Below are 23065 nucleotides of genomic sequence, written 5' to 3'. Positions count from 1 at the left end.
GTCACGCCCCCGGCCTCCCCGGATCGCCCCAGGTCCGAAAGGGGAGGGGCGGCGCGACTGTGCGCCACGCTACGCCCGGGCCGGTCACCGGTGGCGCCTGTCATCTGGAAAGCTGGCAGACATGCAGACACGACCGCATGTCGCGGTGGTCGGAGGCGGGCTTTCCGGGCTCACCGCCGCCTACCGCCTCGCCCGCGGCGGAGCGGGCGTCACGCTGCTGGAGGCCGGGGAGCGCACGGGCGGAAAGCTGGAGTCCTCCCCGGTGGCGGGCGTCCCGGTGGACGCGGGCGCCGAGTCGGTCCTGGCGCGCCGCCCCGAGGCCCTGCGGCTCATCTCCGAGCTGGGCCTGGACGACCTCGTCGAGCACCCCGCACCCGGCCCCGCGCGGATCTACAGCCGCGGGCGGCTGCGCGCCTTCCCGGCCGGCCAGGTCATGGGCGTCCCCGGAGACCTGCGCGCGCTGGCCCGCAGCGGTGTGCTGTCCTGGGGCGGCACCCTGCGCGCCGCCCTCGACCTGGTCCTGCCGCGCACCCCGGTCGGCGGCGACGTCCCCATCGGGGCCTACATCACCGCTCGCATGGGGTCCGAGGTCGTCGACCGGCTCGTCGAGCCCATGCTCGGCGGCGTGTACGCCGGGCGCACCGACCGGCTGTCGCTGGACTCGGCCCTGCCGCAGATCGCGCCGGTCGCCCGCACCGAGCGTTCCCTGGTCCGCGGCGTCGCGGCGCTGAAGCGGCGCCAGGCGGCGGCCGCCGGGGACGGTCCGCCCGCCCCGGTCTTCGCCACCCTGCGCGGCGGGCTGGCCGTGCTCGTGGACGCCCTGACCGAACAGGCCGAGAAGCACGGCGCCGACCTGCGCACCCGGACGCCGGTGCGGGAACTGCGGCCCGGCCCTGAGAGCGGCTGGGTCCTGGACGCCGACGGCGCCGGGCGGGTCGCCGCCGACGCGGTGGTGCTGGCCTGCCCGGCCCCCGCCGCCTCCCGGCTGCTCTCCGGCGCCGCTCCCGAGGCCGCCCGGGAGCTCGGCGGGATCGACTACGCGAGCATGGCCATCACCACCTTCGCCTTCCGCGCCGCCGACTTCCCGCCGGAGCTGAACGGCAGCGGCTTCCTGGTGTCCCCCCGCGAGGGGCTGACCATCAAGGCCGCCACCTTCAGCAGCCTCAAGTGGCCCTGGCTGAAGGAGGAGCTGGACCGGGAGCACCCCGGCCGGGACCTCGTCATCGTCCGCTGCTCCGTCGGCCGGGCCGGTGAGGAGCGCGTCCTGGAGCGCGGCGACGGCGAGCTGGCCGAGGCCGCCCTGGCCGACCTGCGCACCGTGTGCGGACTGCGGGGCGAGCCCCTGGAGCGGCGGGTCACCCGCTGGGAGGGCGGCCTTCCCCAGTACGACACCGGACACGCGGCGCGCGTGCGCCGCGCCCGCGCCGCCCTGGCGGCGGCGCCCCCGCTGGCGCTGTGCGGGGCCGCCTACGACGGCGTCGGCATTCCCACCTGCATCGCGAGCGCCTCCGGCGCCGCGGAGGAGCTTTTGACCGCGGGCGGATGAGCCGCCCCGCGCGGCCGGGGCCGACCGCCCCGCCGCGCACGTGCCCCAGACCGAGCGAGGAGCAGACAGTGAGCACCGACACCACCCGGACCGCCGCCGACCCCGAGGAGCTGAACCGGCTCATCCGCTACACCATGTGGTCGGTGTTCAAGGCCGGCGACCTGGAGGGCCTGGACCGGGCCGCGGCCGCCGGGGAGCTGACCGCCCTGTTCGAGGACGGCAAGAGCGGCGTCACCACCCGCGGCGCCTACGACCTGCAGGGCTTCCGCGCCGATGCGGACATGATGTTCTGGTGGATCGGCGACACCCCCGAGGCCGTCCAGGAGATGTACACCTCCTTCCGCCGCACCGCCCTGGGGCGCGCTAGCGAGCCGGTGTGGTCGGTGGTCGGGCTGCACCGCCCCGCCGAGTTCAACCGCGGCCACGTGCCGGCCTTCCTAGCGGGCGAGGAGCCGCGCGACTACGTGTGCGTCTACCCGTTCGTGCGCTCCTACGAGTGGTACCTGCTGCCCGACGACGAGCGCCGCGCGATGCTCGCCGAGCACGGGCGCATGGCCGCCGGGTACGCCGATGTGCGGGCCAACACGGTCTCCACCTTCGCGCTCAGCGACTACGAGTGGATGCTCGCCTTCGAGGCCGAGGAGCTGTACCGCATCGTCGACCTGATGCGCCACCTGCGCGGCGCCGAGGCCCGCCGCCACACCCGCCTCGAGGTCCCCTTCTACACCGGCCGCCGCAAGTCCCCGGCCGAACTGGTGGAGGCCCTGGCCTGAGGGCCGTGCCCTGCCCGTCCGCGGGCGGCGCAGGCCCGGAAACGCGCGAGGGGCGCCGGAGTCCTCCTCCGGCGCCCCTCGCGCATGCCGCCCGTGCTCAGCTCGTGCGCGGGCGCCTCACCCCTCGCGGGCGGCGGGGACGGGGTCGTCCCCGGGGTCCGTGCGGCCGGCGCGGCGGACCGTGACGACGTAGAACGGGATCGCCAGGATCAGCACCAGCACCAGGCCCGACCCCGAGTACAGCAGGGTGGACCCGGCCGGTGCGTTCATCGCCCAGGCCGCCAGGCACGCCACGCTGCCCAGGATCCAGGCCAGCACCACGAACGCCAGCCGCCCCGTGGGCTTGGGGTACTCGATCCGGCTCACCATCAGCCAGGCCACCACCAGCACNGCCCCCCCCCAGCCCCGCCGCCGAGCCCACCAGGACCGGCGGGTCCAGCAGCACCACGGTGATCACCGCCATGGCGCCGAACGGGCTGGGCAGCCCGGTGAACGACGAGCACCCCGGGGTCTCGCAGGAGAACCGCGCCAGGCGCACCACGACCGCCAGCAGCACCGCGGCGGCCGCGGCGATCGGCAGAGGCCCCCCGTCGCCGGTGATCGTGCCCCAGGCCACCACGAAGAACGCCGGGGCGAAGCCGAAGCTGATCACGTCGGCCAGGTTGTCCAGCTCGGCCCCCATGCCGCTGCCGCCCAGCTTGCGGGCCACCCGTCCGTCGAACAGGTCGCAGGCGGCGGCCAGGAGCAGCAGGACCACGGCGGTGGCCACCGCCCCGCGGTCCAGCGGGCCGTGGCCGCCGGCGGCGATGTGCGCCGACTGCGCGGCCGCCAGCTGCCAGACCGCCATGAACCCGCACAGGGCGTTGCCCAGGGTCAGGTAGTCGGCGAGCGCGAGCCGGGTGCGCGGTGCGGCCTCCCGCTCGGCGGGGGCCGCCGCGCGCGGGCGCGGCAGCAGGGCGCGGCTAGTCGCGGTCAAGGCGCGTCGCTCCCGCCCGGACCTTCTGCCCGACCTCCACCGCCGGGGCGACACCGGGCGGGAGGTAGACGTCGACGCGGGACCCGAAGCGGATGAGGCCGATCCTCTGCCCCTTCTCCGCCTTCTGCCCCTCAGTGAGATACGGGACGATACGCCTGACCATCGCCCCGGCGATTTGGACGACCGTGACCTCGCCGATCTCGGTGTCGAAGGTCCAGATGACGCGTTCATTACGCTCGCTGTCCTTGTCGAAGGCGGGGCGGAAGCCTCCGGGCCGGTGCTCGATCCGGGCGGCCACACCCGCGATGGGGGCACGGTTGACGTGCACGTTGAGGGGGTTCATGAAGACGGCGACGCGGATGCGGCCGTCGGACTGGACGTCGATGCTCTGCACCACGCCGTCGGCGGAGGAGACCAGGCGGCCTTCGGCGGGGTCCCGCTCGGGGTCGCGGAAGAACCAGGCCATGCCCGCGGCGAGGCCGACGGCGGGGACGGCGAGCNGGCCGCCGCGCAGGGGGGGCCCAGCCAGGGAGCCGACCCCTTGGCCATGCGCACGGGCACGGCGGGGCCGGGGGAGGGGGTGGGATCTGAGTCGTCGGTCATCGGATGCTTTCGTCGTGAAGCCTGGCGGCCGGCGAGCGTTGAGGGGCGGGCTCGCACGGCCGTTCGGGTGGCCCGGCAGGGCACCGTGGACGCCGGACGGGGGCCCACCGGGGCCCACCGCCGACACCCATAAGGGAGGATGCTATTCCACCGAGCCGTCCGCCTCCAGGGTGAGGGCAACTGAGTTGATGCAGTAACGGTCGTCGGTCGGCGTGGGATAACCCTCTCCGCTGAACACGTGACCGAGGTGGGAATCGCAGCGTGAGCAGCGAACCTCGGTACGTATCATGCCAAGGGAGCGGTCCTCGTGCAGCGTTACGGCGGAGCTGTCGGCCGGGTCGAAGAAGCTGGGCCAGCCGCAGTGTGAGTCGAACTTCTCATCGGAACGGAAGAGCTCGGCGCCGCAGGCCCTGCACCGGTAGACGCCCTTCGCCCCGGCGGAGACGTACTCGCCGCTCCACGGGCGCTCGGTGGCACCCTGACGCAGCACCGCGAACGCCTCGGGGTCGAGCAGGCTCCGCCACTCCTCCTCGCTCTTGCGGACCGGCGCCCCTGTCCGCTCCGCGTCCTTGCCGTCCATGGCTTCCTCATCCATAGGGGTGACGCTACCTCGGACGGGCCGGGAAGCGCGCTTCACCTGGTCCTGCGGGGCGTCGGGGCAGGTGGGGGCGGGGCGCAGCGGCGCCCCGCCGCGGGTTCCGCCTCCCAGCGCCCGTGCGCGCCTCGCCCGTGCGCGCGGCGGCCCCTCAGAGGCCCGTGAAGCGGTCGGGGCCTTCCGGTCCGGGCCACGGCCCGGCTCCCGGCATTCCAGGCGCGCGGGGGGCGGCTCGTCGCCGTTCCGGCGGCGGTCGTCGGGGCGGGCGGCCGAGGCGTCCGCCGTGCCCTGCGTCAATGCCGCGGGGCAGGCCGACTGTGGCCCCCGTGCCCCGCCCGTCGGCGGGCCGCCTCCCGCCCCGCGNCCCCGGGCGGCCCCCCGCCGCGAGGCCGCCCCGCCCCCCGGCGGACGACTCCGGCATAGGGAGTGAAGAGAGGAATCGGGCTGATCATTCGCGTTCTGCGCGTTCATCGCGAACCACCTCGGGTACGTGCATTTTCAGGGTGTCGGAAACGGTGGGAGCGAACGATCCATGCTCGTTTCGTATCGCCGAGGGTTGATGACGCGAGGGCACCCGGCCGCCGCGGAGCGGCGGGCGACGGTGGGGGCGGTGCTCTACCTGCGCCTCCTCGCCGGCTACTGGGTGCGGACACAGGTCGATCAGTGCGCCGTGCGGGCCCGGCAGGGCGGGCGGCGCGTGCTCGAGGCGGTCGCGGTGGCGCGGCCGGGTTGGGAGGTGATCGCGCAGGCGGCGGCCGAGGTGCGCTGGGCCGTCGCGCTGACCGGTTCCATGGCGGCCGCCCGGGCCGACCGCATGCGGCCCCGCCCGCTGGGCGACCGCGGGCTGGCGGTGGCGATGGCGCTGACCGCGCTCGTCGGACTGGGGGTGGCCGCGCTCCTGGGGGTGGCCCTGGCCCACTGGGCCGACTCCGATCCGGGGGACCTGCTGCCGGCCTCCATCGGGGCGGTGGCCGTCGGGGTGCTGCTCCTGGCGCTGCTCTACGTGGTGCTGGCGGAGAAGTCGGACCGGCCGCCGCCGGACTGAGCCCGGCCGGGCCGCAGAGAACGACGCGGGCCGGGGCCGTCCTCCCCGGCCCGTCGCCGTACCGCTTCGGCCTGCCACTGGAGAACCGAAGGGCGTTCTCTAGAGAGAACTACCCACAACCGGCGGCGGAACCCCACGGGATCGCCCGGAATCCCCGGAAGGGCGGGGATTCCGGGCGATCCCGCGTGCGGTGGGGGAGGCTCACGCCTCGAAGTCGTACTGCAGGACGTAGGCCGACCCGTCGAGGGTCATCTCGTTGAGCTCCACCGCGACGCGGTCGTCGGTGAGCGCGGTCCGCAGCACGTCCAGAACAGGGGTTCCGGCGCTCAGGCTGAGCGCCTCGATCTCGGCGGGGGTGGGCATGCGGACCCGGATCTCCTCGGTGAAGTGCGCCGGGGCGTGGCCGAGTTCGGCCAGGCGCGCATAGATCCCGCCAGGCCCGGTGTCGACCTCGGCGATGGCGGTGCCGTGCGCCAGTTCCCGGGGGAGGTAGGAGGTGGCCAGCTGCATGGGCCGCTCGTCCAGCCGGTAGCGGCGGCGCCGGCGCAGGACCGGGGCCTGGTCGGGGAGGGAGAGCGCGCGGGCCACGTGCGGCTGGGCCGGGACCTCGTCGATCTCCACGCTGTCGGTCTCGAAGGGGCGGTCGCCGGCGTCGGCCTGCCAGATCGCCCTGCCGTCGCCCCACAGTTCCCGGGAGAGGCGTTTGGGCCCGTGTCTGCGCAGGGGGCGGAAGGCGCGCACGTAGACGCCCGATCCGCGGATCGGGACCACGATGCCCTCGTTGATCAGCACCGACAGCGCCTGGCGGGCGGTCGCCCGGGCGACGCCGTAGCGCTTCATCAGGTCGTTCTCACCGGGGACGCGGTCGCCGTCGGAGAGCCGCCCTGAGGTGATCGCGGCCCGCAGCTCCTCGGCGATCTCCCGGTAGACGGGAGGGGGGTCGTTGTCGGACGTCGGCACTGTCTTCATCCTCTCGCCCGGAGTGCGTGCTTCCGCAGGGACGCGGGGACCTCTGGCGGATTGGTTGTGTTCTTACCCTTAATCCCCCTCCTACCCCGTCGTGCGAGGGGGCGGCCGGGAAGGGCGCTTCGCCCCTCCGCACAGGCGGTATGTCCGTGCCGGGGCCGATTCATGCACGGATGGGGTGCAGCCGAAACCGGCCATCCGCCCGCCCCGATCGCCGGGAGCGGGGCGGTGCCGGACGGCCGAAAGTGTTCGGGGCGTGCCCCGGGGTGCCCCGGGGCACCTGGGGGCGGAGGGGGCGGGCCGGGCGCCTCAGGCCCGGGTGTAGCGGGAGAAGAGCGTCCCCTCCGACTCCAGCAGGTGCTCCAGGCGCAGGTCGGCCGTGTGCGACGGGGCGTCGCCGGCGACGATGCGCGAGGCGGCCGGGCCCAGCAGGTGCGGGCTGGTGGTCAGGCACACCTCGTCGACCAGCCCCGCGGCGGTGAACTCGGCCAGCAGGTGGGGGCCGCCCTCGCACAGGACCCGGTACAGCCCCCGCTCGGCCAGTGCGCGCACCGCCGCGGCGGGCTCGACCGACCGGTCTCCGGCGACCACCACCTCGGCGCCGGCGTCCTTGGCCGCGCGCACCCGCCCCTCGGGGGCGTCGGCGGTGGTGAAGACCAGCGTGGGCGCGTCGCCGGGGGCCCCGGCCAGCAGGTCGGGGTGGACGTCCAGGGTGCGCGTGACCACCGCGACCGACGGCGTGTCCGGCCGCCCCTCGCGCAGCCGCCCCCACACCTCGCGCGGGCGCACCGGCCGGTAGCCCTCGATGCGCGCGGTGGCCGCCCCGGCCAGCACCACGTCGCACAGCCCCCGCAGAACCCCCATCACCCGGCGGTCCGCCGGCGAGGACAGCTCGGCGGTGCGGCCGCTGGGCCCCCAGGCGCCGCCGTCGGCGCTGGAGACCATGTTGCAGCGCACCCAGGGCCGGTCCAGAGCGGCGGGGTAGGCGTACAGGGCGGCCAGGTCGACCTGGGCCGACGGGGCGGGAAGCAGGGCGCGGAAGCGCGGGTCGGTGTCCATGCGGGCAGGTTAGACGCCCGTGGCCGCCCCGTGCGAGACGCGGCGCAGCAGCAGCAGGGCGCGGTCGATCACCGTCGCCGTGCCGCCGGCGGGCACGAACGGGCGGTCGGCCACGTCCGGCTCGGCGGTGTCCAGCACCGCTTCCCAGGCGATCCCGAACTCCCGGCCGGGCAGGGTGAAGTCGACCGGCTCGGGCCCGGAGTTGAGCAGCAGCAGGAAGGAGTCGTCGCTCACCCTGCGTCCGCGCGGGTCGGGCTCGGTGATCGCGTCGCCGTTGAGGAACACCCCCAGCCGGGTGGACCCGTCGTGCCAGTCGGACTGCTCCATGGTGCCGCCGTCCGGGCGCAGCCAGGCGATGTCGGGCAGCGACCCGGCCGCCCCGGCGCGCCCCTGGAAGAAGCGGCGGCGGCGGAAGACCGGGTGCTCGCGGCGCAGCCGGGCCAGGCCGCGCACGTACTCCAGCAGGTCCGACTCCTCGGCGGCGGCCTTCCAGTCCACCCAGGCGATCTCGTTGTCCTGGCAGTAGGCGTTGTTGTTGCCGCGCTGGGTGCGGCCGGCCTCGTCGCCGTGCGAGAGCATCACCACGCCCTGGGAGCAGAACAGGGTGGCCAGGAAGTTGCGCACCTGGCGGCGGCGCAGCGCCAGCACCTCGGGCCGCTCGGTGGGGCCCTCCACGCCGTGGTTCCAGGACCGGTCGTCGTCGCTGCCGTCCCGGTTGTCCTCGCCGTTGTCCTCGTTGTGCTTGTGGTCGTAGGAGACCAGGTCGGCCATGGTGAAGCCGTCGTGGCAGGTGACGAAGTTGACCGAGGCCACGGGGCGGCGGCCGTCGTCCTGGTACAGGTCGCTGGAGCCCGACAGCCGGGAGGCCAGTTCGGGGACGACGGCGTGGCCGCGCCAGAAGTCGCGCACGGTGTCGCGGTACTTGCCGTTCCACTCGGTCCACAGCGGCGGGAAGTTGCCGACCTGGTAGCCGCCGGGGCCCACGTCCCAGGGCTCGGCGATCAGCTTGGCCTGGGAGATCACCGGGTCCTGCTGGACGATGTCGAAGAAGGTGCTCAGCCGGTCCACGTCGTGGAACTCGCGGGCCAGCGCCGAGGCCAGGTCGAACCGGAAGCCGTCGACGTGCATCTCCAGCACCCAGTAGCGCAGCGAGTCCATGATGAGCTGCAGCGAGTGCGGGTGGCGCACGTTCAGGCTGTTGCCGCAGCCGGTGTAGTCCACGTAGTAGCGGGGGTCGTCGTCGACCACCCGGTAGTAGGACAGGTTGTCGATGCCGCGCAGGGACAGGGTGGGGCCCATGTGGTCGCCCTCGGCGGTGTGGTTGTAGACCACGTCCAGCAGGACCTCGATCCCCGCCTCGTGCAGGGCCTTGACCATCGCCTTGAACTCCTGCACCTGCTGGCCGCGGGAGCCGTTGGCGGCGTAGCCGCTGTGCGGGGCCAGGTAGGCGAGGGTGTTGTACCCCCAGTAATTGGTGAGCCCCCGGGCGATCAGTGCGTGTTCGGGGACGAAATGGTGCACCGGCATCAATTCGACGGCGGTGACGCCCAGCGAGCGGAAATAGTCGACCATCGCGGGGTGGCCGAGGCCGGCGTAGGTCCCCCGCTGGTGCTCGGGGATGTCCGGGTGGAGTCTGGTCAGCCCCCGCACATGGGCCTCGTAGATGACCGTCTCGTTGTAGGGGATGCGCGGGCGCGACTCGTTGCTCCAGTCGAAGAAGGGGCTGACGACGACGCATTTGGGCACATAGGCGGAACTGTCCCGGTTGTTCTGCCGGGACGGGTCGTCGAAGTGGTAGGAGAAGAGGGACTCGTGCCAGTGGACCGACCCGTCGATCGCCTTGGCGTAGGGGTCGACCAGCAGCTTGTCGGGGTTGCACCGCAGGCCGTGCTCGGGCTCGTAGGGGCCGTGGACCCGGTAGCCGTACCGCTGGCCCGGTCCCACACCGGGCAGGTAGCCGTGCCAGACGAAGCCGTCGAACTCGGTCAGCGGGACCCGGGTCTCCGTCCCGGCGTCGTCGAAGAGGCACAGCCGGACCGCCTCGGCGGCCTCGGAGAACAGGGAGAAATTGGTCCCCGTCCCGTCGTAGGTGGCGCCGAGGGGGTAGGGGGTTCCTGGCCAGACTTCCACCATGGGGTCGCCGCTCCGCTCGGGGTCGTGGACGGTCGTGAATTCGGTGCTGTTTTCGCCTGTCACCGGTAGTGTGCCCGCTTTTCGGGCGTCGTTCGGGGGACCGACGCGGTTCGCCTGAGGAATCCTGCCGGAACCGGCGGGCGGACGGCGGCATTTCCTCGCAATCCGGGCGGGAATCGGTACGGAGAACGGCACTGCGGGGGCGGGACCGCATCGCCTCTGCGACGCCCGGCGGTGTGCGGCGGTGCGGCGGTGCGGCACATGGCCGGGTCCGGTCAGCGGTGCCGGTCAGCGGGGCCNGGGGGGCGCCCCCCCCCCCGCCACGATCGGCGGGGGACCGGCGGACCGGCCTCAGGCCTTCGGGCGGGCCCGCTCCAGGATGGCGGCGGTGTCGACGCCGCGCGGCAGGGCGCCGAACACGTCCCCGGCGCCGTCCCCCAGGCGGGAGGCGACGAAGGCCTCGGCGACCGGCGCAGGGGAGTGGCGCAGCAGCAGGGAGGCCTGCAGGCACAGCGCCATCGAGCGGACCAGCCCGCGCGCGCGGAACTCGATGTCCTCCAGGTCCGACAGCGACTCCTGCACGCGCTTGACCTCGGCGTCCAGACGCGCGTCGGCCCCTTCGGCCAGGCGGACCTCCGCCAGGAACGCCTCCAGCGCCTCGGGGCTCTTGGCCACGGCGCGCAGCACGTCCAGGGCGGCCACGTTGCCCGAGCCCTCCCAGATCGAGTTCAGGGGCGACTCGCGGAACAGGCGCGGCATCCCCGACTCCTCCACGTACCCGTTGCCGCCCAGGCACTCCAGGGCCTCGGCGGCGTGGGCCGGAGCGCGCTTGGTCACCCAGAACTTGCCCACCGCCACGGCGAGCCGACGGAAGGCCGCCTCCTGCCCGTCGCCGCGGACGGCGCGGTCCACCGCTCCGGCCAGGCGGGTCATCAGGACGGTGGCGGCCTCCGACTCCAATGCCAGGTCGGCCAGCACGTTGCGCATCAGCGGCTGGTCGATGAGCGCCTTGCCGAAGGCCCGCCGCTCGCTCGCGTGGTGGACCGCCTGGAGCAGGGCCGCACGCATCCCGGCCGAAGAGCCGATGACGCAGTCCAGGCGGGTGCCGTTGACCATCTCGATGATCGTGCGCACCCCCTGGCCCGGCTCACCGACCGGCCAGGCCAGGGCGCCGTCGTACTCGATCTCCGAGGAGGCGTTGGAGCGGTTGCCGAGCTTGTCCTTGAGCCGCATCAGGTGCACGGTGTTGCGGGACCCGTCCTCCAGCACGCGCGGCACCAGGAAGCAGGTCAGTCCTTCGGGCGCCTGGGCGAGGGCCAGGAACACGTCGCTCATCGGTGCGGAGGTGAACCACTTGTGGCCGGTGAGGCGGTAGGAGCCGTCGGATCCGGGGACCGCCCGGGTGGTGTTGGCCCGCACGTCCGAGCCGCCCTGCTTCTCGGTCATCGACATGCCGGCGATCAGGCCCTGCTTGGTGAGCGGAGCCCGCAGCCCGAAGTCGTAGGTGCGGGCGGTGAGCAGCGGTTCGAAGCGCTCGGCCAGCCCGGGGGAGCGGCGCAGGGCCGGGACCGCGGCGTAGGTCATGGAGACCGGGCAGCCGTGGCCGCCCTCGACCTGGGACCACACGTAGAACTTGGCGGCCCGCGCCACGTGGGCGCCCGCGCGCGCCTCGGACCACGGAGCGGCGTGCAGCCCGTGGGAGACGGCGGTGTCCATGAGCACGTGCCAGGCGGGGTGGAAGTCGACCTCGTCGACGCGGTGCCCGTAGCGGTCGTGGGTGCGCAGCTCGGGGGTGTTGCGGTCGGCCTGCTCGCCCCAGGCGCGCGCCCGCGCGCTCCCGGCGAGCCGGCCGAGCTCGTGCAGCTCCTCGCCCGCCCAGCCGGCTCCCTGCCGCTCCACCCCCTCCAGCAGGGCGGGGTCGGCGGCGACGTCGTGCCCCTCCAGCGGTGTGGCCTGGTTGAGCACTTCGTGCGTGGCGGGCATGGCGCACCTTCCTCTCCGGATCGCGGCCCCTCCGGACCGCCGGGCGAATCCGAACGGCATTCGGTCACGAGGCGCCCAGGATAGCCCGCCGGCCCCGGACCCGGTCAGGGCCAGAGCAGCTCGCGCTTCCAGGCGTCGTCGATGGAGGAGCGGGTGAAGTGCAGACGGGTGTGCAGCCGCTGCGGGTGGCCCTGCCAGAACTCGGCCTCCATCGGCACCAGCCGGTAGAGCGCCCAGGAGGAGGGGACCACCTCCGGGTCCGCCTCGACCGCGGCCAGCCCCTCCTCGAAGGCGCGGGCGACCTCGTCCGGGTCGCCGAGCGGGGCGGACTGCCGCCCGTGCATCCCCGCCGCGCGCCCCTCGGGCGAGCGCTCGCGGAAGTCCAGCGCGTTCTCCTCGGGCGTCCCGATCAGCACGGGCCCGCGCAGCCGGATCTGCCGGGCCTGCTCGCGCCAGTGGAACACCATGGCGGCCTCGGGGCGCTGCGCCAGCTCCCGGCCCTTGCGGCTGGAGGAAGGGGTGGCGAAGGAGAACCCGCGCTCGTCGGCGTCCTTGAGGATCAGCACGCGGGCCGACGGCGATCCCCCGGCGTCGGCCGTGGCGACCACCGCGGCGTGCGGCTCGCTGACACCGGCCTCGACCGCCTGCCGCAGCCACTCCTCGAACAGCTCCAGGGGCTCGTCGGGCGCCGAGGAGGGATCGAAGCCGGGGGCGGAACCGGCGAAGACCGGGACGTCGCGCAGGAGCCGTCTGATCCCGTTCCCGCGTGCTGGCGCCATGTGGTTCCTCCTGTGGTCGAGGGGGATTCGGGTCGGTCGGGGGAAGCGGGGTGGTGGAGTCAGGGGATGATCCCGACGCTATCGCGCCCCGCCGTCACGGCCAGGGCCGCAGCCCCGGGACCTCCCCGCCGGGGACCTTCACGGGCCCCTGCGGCGAGCGCCCGGCGAGCCAGGCCGCTGGGCGCTGCTGGGCCAGGGCGTAGGCCACGCCGGAGAAGTGGGCGGCCACATGCTCGCGCGTCCAACCGGGGAGCGTGGACGCACCGCGTGCGGAGTCGTCGTCCATTGCGTCGAAACGACGAGCAGCCGTTCAGTGCGCACGCGAGTGGCGGAGGAGGGCGGGAGGGGGCATGGGAGTGAACTCGTACCGGGGTGGTCGGGTCTGGAACACGGTCGGCGGGGCGTCGCTCCTCCGGCCGCCACTGGTGGCATGCACGGAGCCGTGCGAAAAAGCCATGTGCTCCACACTAGAGGAGGCGGGCACCCTTGACGGGCTGTTCGGCGAGGACATCGACGCCATCTCCAAGGGGGTGCCACCGACTTTCACCGGGCGGTGGACCGGGTGCCGAACTAAAGGAATCAGGAGTCGATCGTGAAGGTGTCCGTCTTGATCACGGTGCCTTCGAGAGGAAAGGGGAATTTTACAGTGTCACCGAAGTGCATTCGGTTCATTGGCGTGTACACACTGCCTGTAGGTGTGGAGTGGAGGATGAGCGAACCATCCCTGGGGTCGGCGAATAAATAGAGGGGGACGCCGAAGGCGGCATGCATGACGGCTCTGTCGAGTACTTGCCCGGCTCCAGCGGAGTGAGGTGCGACGTCCACCGCCAAGTAGACCTCGTCCGGCGAGGTGACCCATTCATTGCCGTCGGGTCCCTCCTCGTTCAAATCCACCACGACCACGTCGGGAATGGCGTAGTCATCACCGTCGAGGAGTCCGACGGCAGTCCGCTGCATGGGGGCTATCGGGGGCTGGAGCTGGTGGAGGAGCTGACGGTATATCCTTTCCTTAATCCCTATGCGGCGCAGTGTCGAGGGCGGGGTCGCGACGAACACGCCGGACAGGAGCTCGATTTTGAAGCCTTCTGGAAGCGCTTCCACGAGGCAGTCAGCGAGAGAGCGTGGCGGGCGAGGGCCTTTTTGGGGGCTGGTCAATGATCTCAGTCGTCGGGGTAGAGAGGGAATGAGGAGGTGTCGATCTCAATGCCGTCGAGGGGGTGGGGGAGCTTTACAAGGGCGCCGAACTCCATTTTGTGTACCCCCTTGAACTCGCCATCGCGTGGATCGGAATGAAGGGTGAGGGAGCCGTTGCGGGGATCGACGATCAAATAGATTGGGATCCCGAGTTCGGCATAAATATTCGGCTTCACCTTGATGTCGCTGAGGGCGTTGCTGTTAGAGGCCACTTCGAGAACGAACTCTACCGTGTCCGGAGGGTTGAGCCACAGTGGATTCCTGGCGGCGCCCTCGGGGAACACCAAGAGGTCGGGGACTGTTGACGGCCCGTCATCGTTGTCGAGGCCCACGGACGTATTGTGCGAAGTGACCAGGTCCTCGGGGAGTTGGGACTCCATTTGGAGCATGATGGTCCGAACAACGAAGTTATGCGGATTCATAGGGGTGGGGGACACGACGATTTCTCCTCCGAGAACCTCGACCCGGCATCCTGGGGGGAGCTTCTCGGCCAACTCGTCGGCGAGGGCGCGTAGAGACCCCGGAGTCGGCATGTCTGGTTCCGATGCGCCGTGCGCTGCATCGGAGCCAGGACTCGGGGCGTCGATCTCGGCAACGGACATGGGGTCTGCTCCTCTGTTAGACGCGGACATCGTAGAGACCGGCCCCTTCCTCTGTCCGGGAAACCGTGGAATCCCCCGGAAAATCGTCGTCGACCTGTTCACGAGCCTAGTCACGGGCGTGAGGGAAGGCCAGTTCCCGTCCGTCCGACACACGAATGCGGCCGCCGCCCAGGGGATGGGCGGCGGCCGCATTCGGGCCGCCGTGGAACCGGACGGCGGCCGGTCCGGTCCTCAGCCGGCCGCGACCCTCGGGAAGGCCGGAGCCTCCAGGAGGGCCTCCTCGTATCGGCGGACCACCAGCTCGGCCACCTCGGGCGCGTCGCCCAGGGCCGCCGACACCGCCGCCGCCCCCTCGGCGGCGGCCTGGTCGGCCACCCGGTCGGCGAAGAACCCCGGCGCCAGCAGGTAGGTCGCCGCCGCCACGTGCGGCGCCCCCGCGTCCCGCAGCCGGGCCGCCGCCTCGCCCGGGGTGGGCGAGGCCATCGACGCGTGCGCCGCGACCACCTCCCGCCACGGGCCGCGCCGCGCCAGCTCGGCGGCCGCCGCCTCGATCACCGCGTTGGCCTCCGGGTCGCTGGAGCCCGCCGACGCCAGCACCAGGGCGGTGTCCGGCGACGCCTCCAGGCCCGCCTCCCGCAGCCGCCGCTCGACGGCCTCCAGCAGCAGCGGGTGCGGCCCCAGCGTGCGCGCGTAGCGCAGGCGCAACCACGGGAACGCCGCCGCCGCCCGCTCCAGCACCCCCGGCAGGTCCACCTTGCTGTGGTAGGCCGCGGTCAGCAGCGCCGGCAGCACGACCGCCTCGCCCGCGCCCTCGGCGGCCAGCCCGGCCAGCGCCTCCTCGGCCCCCGGCTCCACGTGGTCCAGGTAGGCCACCCGCACGTCCAGGTCCGGGCGCAGCTCCCGCACCCGCCCGAAGACGCGCTCCACGGTGGCCGAGGACCGCTCGTCCTGGCTGCCGTGCGCCACCGCCAGCAGCGGCACCCGCGCGCTCCCGCCGCTCACAGGTGGATCCCGCACTCGGTCTTGGAGAACCCCGCCCAGCGGCCGCTGCGCGGGTCCTCGCCCTCCTCCACGCGGCGCGTGCAGGGCGCGCAGCCGATGGAGGGGTAGCCGTCGTACTGCAACGGGTTCACCAGGACCCCGTGCTCGGCCATGTAGGCGTCCACGTCCTCCTGCGTCCACCTGGCGATCGGGTTGACCTTGACCATCCTGCGGCGCCGGTCCCACTGCACGACCGGGACGTCGCGCCGGGTGGAGGCCTCGTCCCGGCGCAGGCCGCTCAGCCACGCGTCGTAGGGCTCCAGGGCGCGCTTGAGCGGCTCCACCTTGCGCAGGTGGCAGCAGATGGAGGGGTTGCGGCCGTGCAGCCGCGGCCCCAGGTCGCGGTCCTGCTCGGCGACGGTCCGCAGCGGCTCGACGTTGACGAGGTTGATCGGGTACATCGCGGCCACCGCGTCGCGGGTGCCGATCGTCTCGGCGAAGTGGTAGCCGGTGTCCAGGAAGATCACGTCGATGCCCGGGGCCACCCCGGAGACCAGGTCGACCATGAGGGCGTCGGCCATGGAGGAGGTCATGCACAGCCGGTCGCCGAACCGCTCGGCGGCCCAGGCGATGACCTCTCGGGCGGGGGCGCCCTCCAGGTCGGACGCCGCCCGCTCGGCCAGGGCGCGCCCGTCCTCGTCGGTCCCGGCCGCCGGTCTGGCGCCGGTATCGGCTTCGGTGGTGCTCATTCGTTCCCATCCGTCCCGGTCGGGCCCGCGTCGCCGGCGACGGCGGCGGCGCGCAGGCCGACGAACTTCACCCGGAAGACCCGGGCGCAGGAGTAGCAGGCCCAGGCGTATCCCGCGCCCCGCTCGCCGTCGCCCTCGTGCGGGGCGAGGTCCTCGTCGCCGCAGTAGGGGCAGTAGTGGGGGGCGGCTCTCTCACTCACGTTCGTCCACCGTCCGTCGCATCACTTCAGGTCGGCGTCGTCGGCGCGCGCCGCCCAGACGGCGAACGCCTCGCCGTCCTCGCGCTGGTCCAGGAAGCGGCGCAGCACCCGCTCGACGTAGTCGGGCAGTTCCTCGGCGGTCGTCTTCAGCCCGCGCACCTTGCGCCCGAAGGCGGAGTTGAGGCCCATGGCCCCGCCCAGGTGCACCTGGTAGCCCTCCACCTGGCGCCCCTCGTCGTCGGTCATCAGCTGCCCCTTGAGGCCGATGTCGGCGACCTGGATGCGGGCGCAGGAGTTGGGGCAGCCGTTGATNCCCGCCGCCGCTCCAGCTCGTCGATGAGCGTGGCGCCGCGGTCCTTGGTCTCCACGATGGCGAGCTTGCAGAACTCGATTCCGGTGCAGGCCATGGTCTGGCGGCGGAACACGCTGGGCCGCACCCGCAGGTCCTCGGCCTCCAGCGCCTCCACGATCGACTCGGTGCGGTCGGGCTCCACGTCCAGCACGACCAGCTTCTGGTCGGCGGTGGTGCGGATCCGGTCCGAGCCGTGCGCCTCGGCGATGTCGGCGATGCGCGAGAGCTTGGTGCCCGAGACCCGGCCCACGCGCGGCGCGAAGCCCACGTAGTTGCGGCCGTCGCGCTGGCGGTGCACGCCGACGTGGTCCCGCTCCAGCCCCGGGTCCAGCCGCGGCGCCGGACCGTCGGGCAGGGCGTAGCCCAGGTACTCCTTCTCCAGCACCTCGCGGAACTTCTCCGGCCCCCAGTCCTTGACCAGGAACTTGATCCGGGCGCGGTGCCGCAGCCGCCGGTAGCCGTAGTCGCGGAAGACCGAGGTGACCCCGGCCCACACCTCGCTCACCCGCTCGGGGGCGACGAACACCCCCAGCCGCTTGGCGAACATCGGGTTGGTCGACAGCCCGCCGCCGACGTGCAGGTCGTAGCCGGGCGTGCCGTCCGGGCCGACGACGCCGACGAAGGCGACGTCGTTGATCTCGTGGTTGGTGCAGTAGGAGGAGCAGCCCGAGATGGAGGACTTGAACTTGCGCGGCAGGTTGGAGAACAGGGGGCTGCCGATGTGGTCGTCGTAGACCCGGCGGATCTCCTCGGTGGCGTCGATGACCTCGTCCTCGGCCACGCCCGCCAGCGGGCAGCCCAGGACGACCCGCGGGGTGTCGCCGCAGGCCTCCATGGTCGACAGCCCCACCGCCTCCAGCTTCTCCCAGATGGCCGGCACGTCCTCGATGCGCACCCAGTGCAGCTGGACGTTCTGCCGGTCGGTGATGTCGGCGGTGTCGCGCCCGTAGGCGGTGGAGATCTCGGCGACGGCCCGCAGCTGGGCCACGGTGAGCTGGCCGCCGTCGATGCGCACGCGCAGCATGAAGTAGCGGTCGTCGAGCTCCTCGGGCTCCAGCACGGCGGTCTTGCCGCCGTCGATGCCCGGGGCGCGCTGGGTGTACAGGCCGAACCAGCGGAAGCGGCCGCGCAGGTCGGCGGGGTCGATGGAGTCGAACCCGGCCTTGGAGTAGATGTCGATGATGCGCCGGCGGACGTTGAGCCCGTCGTCGTTCTTCTTGTTCTCTTCGTTCTTGTTCAGCGGCTCGCGGTAGCCGAGGGCCCACTGGCCCTCCCCGCGGCGGGGGCGGGCTGAGGCGGCGGGAGGCATGTCCGGTGTCCTCCGAGCGGATCTGCGGGGCGTCGGGCCGGGCCGCCGCGCACCGCTCCCCCGACTGTCGCTGCCCGGTCGCGCCTTCGGGGCCGGGGCAGGGCTGATCGCCGGTTCGGCTGGAGGACGTCGGCGCCGCTCGCGCCCCTGGTGTACGGGCGGGATTGGGGTGCGCGGGGGCCTGAGGTGGCCCCGCGCGCTGCGGCGGGTCAGCCGACGGTGCGACAGATGGCGCTGCTCACCCGAAGCAGGTCCACGTGCCGGCGCACGTAGAGCATGGGGTCGATCGCAGCCATCATGGCAACGACCATGACACGCGGCGCGCCCGGATGTCCAGGTCTGGGCGGGCCCACCCGTCCGTGAAGCACGTCACGTGGACGGTGTGCGGCGGGCGCGCCGCCGCCGTCCCGGTCGCGGCCGGGTCACGGTTGCCTATGCGGACCGACACGAATGGGCGACGTCCCGGGGCGAGGCGGTGGCGGCGGCCCTTGCGGACTCTAACGTGGTCGTGTGAGGGGCGTTGCGGAGCGTGTGCGGACCTGGGCGCGCGAGTGGGCCGAACGCCGCCCGGTGCCGGGCGGCGCGGTGCTGCTCGCGGCGCGGACCGTGCGCGCGGTCGCCCGCACCCGGATCATCGGCCTGGCGGCCGAGTCGGCGTTCTTCTCCCTGCTGTCGCTGCCGGCCCTGCTGCTGGGGCTGGTCGGCACCCTGGGCCACCTGCGGGGGGTCCTCGGCGAGGACACCGTGCTGGAGATCCGCACCTGGATGCTGGAGCTGGCCGCCGAGGCGCTGACCCAGCGCACCGTGGACACCCTCGTCGCCCCGATGGTCGACGAGTTCCTGCGCGGCGCCCAGGGCGGTGTGCTGTCGGTGACCTTCCTGGTGTCGCTGTGGTCGGGCTCGCGGGCGATGAACGTGTTCATCGAGGCGATCACCATCGCCTACGGCCTCGACGGGCTGCGCGGCTACCTCGCCCGGCGGGCGCTGGCGTTCGTGGCCTACCTCGGGGCGCTGGTCTTCGCCCTGGCGGTGCTCCCGCTGATGGTGGTCGGCCCCGACGTGGTGCACAGCATGCTTCCGGTGACCGTGGGGCACCTCAACAACCTGTACTGGCCGGTCGTGGGGGGCCTGACGGTGCTGGCGGTGGCGATGCTGTACGCGCTCAGCGTCCCCGCCCGGGTGGCGTTCTGGCGGCACCTGCCCGGCGCCGTGCTGGCCGCCCTGATCCTGCTGCTGGGCAGTGTGGTCCTGCGGGTGTACCTCGACGCCTCCTTCGGGCAGGTCACCATCTACGGGTCGCTGGCGGCCCCCATCGCGGTGCTGGCGTGGCTGTGGGTGATGGCCCTGGCGGTGCTCATCGGCACCTCGCTGAACGCCGAGATCGACCTCATGTGGCCGACCCAGCGCACCGCGGCGGCCCGCGCCGAGCTGGCGGGGCGGCGCGTCGCCCGGGCCACGCGGCAGGTCGAGCGGCACGAGCAGGCCCTGCAGACGGCGACCGAGCGGGACGAGCGCTCCCGCGAGGAGCGCGAGGAGCGGGAGGAGCGGCAGGGCGGCACTCAGAGCGGCCCCATGCGGCTGTGGAGCGGGGTGCGGGTCCGGATCGACGAGCGCCTGTCCCGGGCCGTCCGGCCCGGCGCGTCCGAACGCCTTCCCGGCCGTGGGGCGAGCGCGGGCACCGCGGGCACCGCAGGCGGTGGCGCCGAGGTCGGGACCGGTGACGCCGGGAACGATGACCGCGACACGGGCGACGACGGAGCCGCCGGGGACTCGGGAGCCCTGCGGGCCCCGCGGGGAGGCGAGCGCGAGGGAGAGGAAGACCTCGCCCCGCGGCAACGCCGCGAGGACGCCCGGCCCGAATCCGACGGTCCGGCAGAGCCCGAGGCAGCGCCTGAGGCAGAGCCCGAGGAACCCCCCGAAACCGCCGAAGCGCCCGCCGCACCGTCCTCAGGCCGGTCCCAGAGCCCCCCGCAAGACTGAATCCGCACCGGCGTCGGGCATCCTTGACGAGGACGGCCCCGACGCGCGTCCGCCCCCGTACTCCCCGTCCCCGAGTCACGACAGGTTGAGCACAGCATGCCCCGCACCTCCACGCGCGACCGCCGCAAGACCGGTGCCTTCGCGATCGTCGTCGCAGTCATCGCCCTCGCCGCCTTCCTCCTGATGGTCAAAGAGGAAGGCCTTCAAGGAACACTGCGCGTGCTCACCGGCGAGGAGGCCACCGGGACCGCCGTCGGCGGCGAAAGCGCCGACGCCCAGGAGGCGCGGAGCGCGCTGGAGGAGATCCCCGTCGCCGAGCCGGCCCCGCGCGGGGACTACGAGCGCGACGAGTTCGGGTCGTCCTGGATCGACACCGACGACAACGGGTGCTCGACGCGCAACGACGTCCTCGCCCGCGACCTGGCCGATACCGATGTCGGTCAGGACTGCAAGGTCCTGGGCGGGATCCTGGACGACCCCTATACGGGCGAGACGATCGACTTCTCCGCCGACGACCCGCAGGCCGTGCAGATCGACCATGTGGTGCCGCTCTCTCTCGCTTGGAGGATGGGCGCCTCGGAGTGGGACCGCGACACCCGTGTGGAGTTCGCCAACGACCCCGGCAACCTGCTCGCTGCCGACGGCCCGGCCAACATGTCCAAAGGCGACGCCGGCCCCGGTGAGTGGCAGCCCTATGAGGGCTTCCAGTGCGACTACGCCCTGGCCTACATCGACGTGACCGACCGCTACGGGTTGCCGCTGGCGCAGGAAGACCACGACGGCCTCCGGGACATGCTCGACACCTGTGCGTGAGGCGCGGGCCTGACGCCACCCCGTTCGCCCCGCCGGACCCCGCTTTAGAGGCGGTCGGAATCGCCTCTAGAGCCGTCGACTCGCGTAGAGGGAGACCGGCGGGGCGGGCGCACCGTTCGGCCGCTCCAATGCTGCTCCGGTGTCTTTTCCCCGTCGGACCGGGGCGGCCGTCGGCGCGTTCCGGTTCCGAAATGTCGCGGAACCGCGTCGGAACCATCACGGATCCATGGCCGGAAGCGGTCACTGCGACACGACCCGAACACCTCTGAAGGGGCGCCCGAGGGCGCTCCCGGGAGGGGCCTTCACCTGCCGCCCCCATGACCCCTTGTGCATTGTTGCTGGTGAAAGGCGTGAGTAGGCGGTGACGCGCAGTGGCTCCACGGGGTTGCAGGGATCCGCGCCACCCTGCGCGGCCGTGTTCTCCAAGGGCAGGGCGAGCCCAGCGGTGTCAGAGGGGGGACAGTATGCTCTTCCAGGCCCGTGTCGCCCCAAAGCGCCGACGGATCCGTACACCGCCGGCCCCGGACACGGTCTGCACCGGGGCGGCCGAGCGACATCGCCCGCAGCCCCCGCGATCCGCCCTTCACGCCTCCTGACAGGCGGCCTCTCGACGAGTCGATGAACAGGTTCCCGAACAGCATGAGCGCAGCATTTCCCCCGCGGGCCGGACGGCCCTCCGCCGGCCCCCGCGTCCGGCAGGCGGCGGGCGGTGGCGCATGAACAACCCCGATCCCGGCGCGCACCACTACTCCGTCATCGTGGTGATCTCTCCGGACGAGCGCAGCGCGGAGGTCACCATCGCGGGGCGCACCCAGGTGGTCACCGGTGAGACGCCCCGGCAGACCCGCAGCAGCGCCCTGGACGCCGCGGCGTCCTACGCCGCGCACCTGGGCCGACCCGTGCTGGTCAACGCCCGCGACGCCAACGGCTCCTGGCAGCTGTCGGTGTCGCCCACCGGTGTGGTGCAGACGGTCGGCGGGACCGACTCCGAGCTCATCGGACAGCAGGAACAGAAGAAGTCCTCCGGCAAGGGGCGCGTGATCGCCCTCTCGGTGGTGGGCGGCGTGCTCGTGCTCGGCCTGCTCGGCGGGGGCGGCTACGTCGCCCTCGGGCTCCTGCCCTCCGGCGGCTCCGACAACGGCGGCGGTGGCGGCGGGGACGACGACCGGCCGATCGTGTTCGACGGCCGGCCGGTCCCGCCGGGCTTCAGCGACCAGGCCGTATGGACGCGCCCTCTGGCGCCCGATGCCAACCCCTCCGTCGCCCCGGACGGCGGCTCGGTGGCGTTCATCGACGAGGCGGGCACGCTCAACCTCGTCGGTCCCGAAGGCGAGGAGCTGTGGTCCTCCGAGGTTCCGGAGGAGCTGGCCGGCTCCGACGCAACCCCCTACTTCGTCGCTGAGGGCGACGCCTACGGGGTGGCCCTGTTGGGCGAGGGGTCGGTGTGGCAGTGGCCGGCCGAAGGGGGCGAGCCCGTCGAGACCGAGGTCCCCGACGGTGCGCGGGTCTCCTTCGCAGGGAACGCCCCGCTGGTGGAGGACGGCGACGACGCCTACGTCCCCGAGGGCGGTGAGCTGACCGCGGTCGAGGTCCCCGAGGGCTACGGCGCCATGCTCAACGACGGCCGGGACGTCCTCACCGCGGTGCGCACCGGCCCGTGGGAATGGGTCGGCCCCGGAGGCGAGCGGGTGGAGCCCGATGAGCCCCGGGGAGCCGACGAGATGGACGAGCTTCTGACGGCACGGGCCGAGACGGTCGTCGTCGTCTGGAGCGCGGGCGGCGAGTCGGTCCTCGCCGTCCACGATTCGCGCGACGGATCCGTCATCGCGCAGTCTCCCGTGGACCCGGCGGATCTGGAGGACGCGCGCTGGGTGGAGGGCGACGGTGTCGCCGCCTACGGCCCGGTCGTGTTCGACCTGGCCGCGGGCGAGGCGCAGGATGTCGGCCTCGATCCCGTCAGCGCCTCCGGTGACCGGGTCTACGGCGAGCTCGACGGCGAATCCGTCGCCGTCGACGCTGCGGGAGAGCCGACCGTACTCGAAGAGGACACGGCCCGTCCCTGGGGCATCCTCGGCGACCGGGCGGTGGTCGTCTCCGGCGACTCCGTGTACGCGCTCTCCCCTGAGTGATCCCCCTCAACTGAAAGAAAGGAGCAGGATGTCGCACGCACGACGCGCTTTCGGTGTCGCGGCAGCGGGCCTGCTGGCGGCCGGATTCTCGGCCTCCCCGGCGTTCGCGGACGCGGACGAGGCGGCCAACGAGCCGGTCGAGGCTCCGGTCGAGCCGGCGGAGGGTTCCCCCGCGGACATCGGCATCACGCTCGAGGTCGACCTGTTCGACACGCCCGGAGACGACCCCACCGAGCCGGGTCCCCCCGGTGACGGTGGTGGTGACCCCGGTGACGGTGGTGGCGACCCGGGTGAGCCG

18 protein-coding genes and 5 pseudogenes are annotated in these 23065 nt (G+C 73.1%); 7 read left to right on the top strand and 16 right to left on the bottom strand.

Annotated elements, in window-relative coordinates:
• Window positions 1-121: 121 nt before the first annotated feature.
• Window positions 122-1546 (top strand): protoporphyrinogen oxidase, encoded by a 1425-nt coding sequence (hemG, locus tag D450_RS0124305; RefSeq protein ID WP_241483270.1) that lies wholly within the window; start codon window positions 122-124, stop codon window positions 1544-1546.
• Window positions 1547-1614: 68 nt separating this feature from the next.
• Complete coding sequence (gene hemQ, locus D450_RS0124300; protein WP_017541226.1) at window positions 1615-2319, top strand: hydrogen peroxide-dependent heme synthase; 705 nt, start codon at window positions 1615-1617, stop codon at window positions 2317-2319.
• Window positions 2320-2436: 117 nt separating this feature from the next.
• On the opposite strand, the pseudogene D450_RS31185 reads toward hemQ, so the two are convergent.
• The 3 genes and pseudogenes from D450_RS31185 to msrB form a co-directional block, all read right to left on the bottom strand.
• Window positions 2437-3295 (bottom strand): annotated as a pseudogene (locus tag D450_RS31185) (CDP-alcohol phosphatidyltransferase family protein).
• Window positions 3282-3898 (bottom strand): annotated as a pseudogene (locus D450_RS0124285) (phosphatidylserine decarboxylase). Before D450_RS0124285 ends, D450_RS31185 begins: the two co-directional pseudogenes overlap by 14 nt.
• A gap of 142 nt (window positions 3899-4040) precedes the next feature.
• Complete coding sequence (gene msrB / locus D450_RS0124280; RefSeq protein ID WP_017541222.1) at window positions 4041-4493, bottom strand: peptide-methionine (R)-S-oxide reductase MsrB; 453 nt, start codon at window positions 4491-4493, stop codon at window positions 4041-4043.
• A 559-nt stretch (window positions 4494-5052) separates the two neighbouring features.
• Between msrB and D450_RS0124275 the strand changes: the two genes are divergently transcribed.
• A complete protein-coding gene (locus D450_RS0124275; protein ID WP_017541221.1) occupies window positions 5053-5538 on the top strand; it encodes a hypothetical protein in 486 nt (161 codons plus the stop codon).
• 201 nt (window positions 5539-5739) lie between these two features.
• Here the strand turns inward: D450_RS0124275 and D450_RS0124270 are convergent, their stop codons facing one another.
• The 13 genes and pseudogenes from D450_RS0124270 to D450_RS35500 all read right to left on the bottom strand — a co-directional run bounded on the left by D450_RS0124270 (window position 5740) and on the right by D450_RS35500 (window position 18144).
• A complete protein-coding gene (locus D450_RS0124270; RefSeq protein WP_017541220.1) occupies window positions 5740-6498 on the bottom strand; it encodes a GntR family transcriptional regulator in 759 nt (252 codons plus the stop codon).
• Between the two features lie 315 nt (window positions 6499-6813).
• Window positions 6814-7563, bottom strand: coding sequence for a pyrimidine reductase family protein (locus tag D450_RS0124265; RefSeq protein ID WP_017541219.1), 750 nt, complete (start codon window positions 7561-7563; stop codon window positions 6814-6816).
• Window positions 7564-7572: 9 nt separating this feature from the next.
• On the bottom strand, window positions 7573-9696 hold the full coding sequence (gene glgX / locus D450_RS0124260; protein WP_026128745.1) for a glycogen debranching protein GlgX: 2124 nt from the start codon (window positions 9694-9696) through the stop codon (window positions 7573-7575).
• A 351-nt stretch (window positions 9697-10047) separates the two neighbouring features.
• A complete protein-coding gene (locus tag D450_RS0124255) occupies window positions 10048-11679 on the bottom strand; it encodes an acyl-CoA dehydrogenase family protein (RefSeq protein ID WP_017541217.1) in 1632 nt (543 codons plus the stop codon).
• Window positions 11680-11783: 104 nt separating this feature from the next.
• Complete coding sequence (locus D450_RS0124250; RefSeq protein WP_017541216.1) at window positions 11784-12458, bottom strand: pyridoxine/pyridoxamine 5'-phosphate oxidase; 675 nt, start codon at window positions 12456-12458, stop codon at window positions 11784-11786.
• Between the two features lie 94 nt (window positions 12459-12552).
• Window positions 12553-12750, bottom strand: a pseudogene (locus D450_RS0124245) (hypothetical protein); the annotation flags it as partial.
• A 287-nt stretch (window positions 12751-13037) separates the two neighbouring features.
• On the bottom strand, window positions 13038-13559 hold the full coding sequence (locus D450_RS0124240) for a Uma2 family endonuclease (protein ID WP_017541214.1): 522 nt from the start codon (window positions 13557-13559) through the stop codon (window positions 13038-13040).
• Window positions 13560-13618: 59 nt separating this feature from the next.
• Entirely contained in the window at window positions 13619-14254 is a 636-nt protein-coding gene (locus tag D450_RS0124235; RefSeq protein WP_241483269.1) for a Uma2 family endonuclease, read from the bottom strand.
• Between the two features lie 231 nt (window positions 14255-14485).
• Complete coding sequence (locus D450_RS0124230) at window positions 14486-15256, bottom strand: sirohydrochlorin chelatase (RefSeq protein WP_017541212.1); 771 nt, start codon at window positions 15254-15256, stop codon at window positions 14486-14488.
• Window positions 15253-15984, bottom strand: coding sequence for a phosphoadenylyl-sulfate reductase (locus D450_RS0124225; protein ID WP_017541211.1), 732 nt, complete (start codon window positions 15982-15984; stop codon window positions 15253-15255). Before D450_RS0124225 ends, D450_RS0124230 begins: the two co-directional genes overlap by 4 nt.
• On the bottom strand, window positions 15981-16184 hold the full coding sequence (locus tag D450_RS0124220) for a hypothetical protein (protein ID WP_017541210.1): 204 nt from the start codon (window positions 16182-16184) through the stop codon (window positions 15981-15983). The genes D450_RS0124225 and D450_RS0124220 overlap by 4 nt, the downstream gene beginning before the upstream one ends.
• 21 nt (window positions 16185-16205) lie before the next feature.
• Window positions 16206-17845: pseudogene (locus D450_RS31180) on the bottom strand (nitrite/sulfite reductase).
• A gap of 209 nt (window positions 17846-18054) precedes the next feature.
• Window positions 18055-18144, bottom strand: coding sequence for a putative leader peptide (locus D450_RS35500; protein WP_333563675.1), 90 nt, complete (start codon window positions 18142-18144; stop codon window positions 18055-18057).
• 211 nt (window positions 18145-18355) lie between these two features.
• On the opposite strand from D450_RS35500, the gene D450_RS0124205 reads away from it, so the two are divergent.
• From D450_RS0124205 to D450_RS0124190, 4 genes and pseudogenes are all read left to right on the top strand, one after another.
• Complete coding sequence (locus D450_RS0124205) at window positions 18356-19825, top strand: YihY/virulence factor BrkB family protein (RefSeq protein ID WP_241483268.1); 1470 nt, start codon at window positions 18356-18358, stop codon at window positions 19823-19825.
• A 96-nt stretch (window positions 19826-19921) separates the two neighbouring features.
• Window positions 19922-20638, top strand: coding sequence for an HNH endonuclease family protein (locus D450_RS0124200; RefSeq protein ID WP_017541206.1), 717 nt, complete (start codon window positions 19922-19924; stop codon window positions 20636-20638).
• Window positions 20639-21354: 716 nt separating this feature from the next.
• Window positions 21355-22767, top strand: coding sequence for a hypothetical protein (locus tag D450_RS0124195; protein ID WP_017541205.1), 1413 nt, complete (start codon window positions 21355-21357; stop codon window positions 22765-22767).
• Window positions 22768-22795: 28 nt separating this feature from the next.
• Window positions 22796-23065 (top strand): annotated as a pseudogene (locus tag D450_RS0124190) (hypothetical protein); the annotation flags it as partial.

The organism is Nocardiopsis halophila DSM 44494, from assembly GCF_000341245.1.
Classification (GTDB): Bacteria; Actinomycetota; Actinomycetes; order Streptosporangiales; family Streptosporangiaceae; genus Nocardiopsis_A; species Nocardiopsis_A halophila.
Note: the sequence above shows the minus strand (reverse complement) of the source record. Positions and strands in the feature narration are given on the sequence as shown.

Coding starts and splice junctions, on each gene's coding strand:
- hemG (WP_241483270.1), top strand. CDS start 122: ATGCAGACACGACCGCATGTCGCGGTGGTCGGAGGCGGGCTTTCCGGG.
- msrB (WP_017541222.1), bottom strand. CDS start 4,493: ATGGATGAGGAAGCCATGGACGGCAAGGACGCGGAGCGGACAGGGGCG.
- D450_RS0124275 (WP_017541221.1), top strand. CDS start 5,053: ATGACGCGAGGGCACCCGGCCGCCGCGGAGCGGCGGGCGACGGTGGGG.
- D450_RS0124265 (WP_017541219.1), bottom strand. CDS start 7,563: ATGGACACCGACCCGCGCTTCCGCGCCCTGCTTCCCGCCCCGTCGGCC.
- glgX (WP_026128745.1), bottom strand. CDS start 9,696: ATGGTGGAAGTCTGGCCAGGAACCCCCTACCCCCTCGGCGCCACCTAC.
- D450_RS0124255 (WP_017541217.1), bottom strand. CDS start 11,679: ATGCCCGCCACGCACGAAGTGCTCAACCAGGCCACACCGCTGGAGGGG.
- D450_RS0124250 (WP_017541216.1), bottom strand. CDS start 12,458: ATGGCGCCAGCACGCGGGAACGGGATCAGACGGCTCCTGCGCGACGTC.
- D450_RS0124235 (WP_241483269.1), bottom strand. CDS start 14,254: ATGTCCGTTGCCGAGATCGACGCCCCGAGTCCTGGCTCCGATGCAGCG.
- D450_RS0124225 (WP_017541211.1), bottom strand. CDS start 15,984: ATGAGCACCACCGAAGCCGATACCGGCGCCAGACCGGCGGCCGGGACC.
- D450_RS35500 (WP_333563675.1), bottom strand. CDS start 18,144: ATGATGGCTGCGATCGACCCCATGCTCTACGTGCGCCGGCACGTGGAC.
- D450_RS0124200 (WP_017541206.1), top strand. CDS start 19,922: ATGCCCCGCACCTCCACGCGCGACCGCCGCAAGACCGGTGCCTTCGCG.
- D450_RS0124195 (WP_017541205.1), top strand. CDS start 21,355: ATGAACAACCCCGATCCCGGCGCGCACCACTACTCCGTCATCGTGGTG.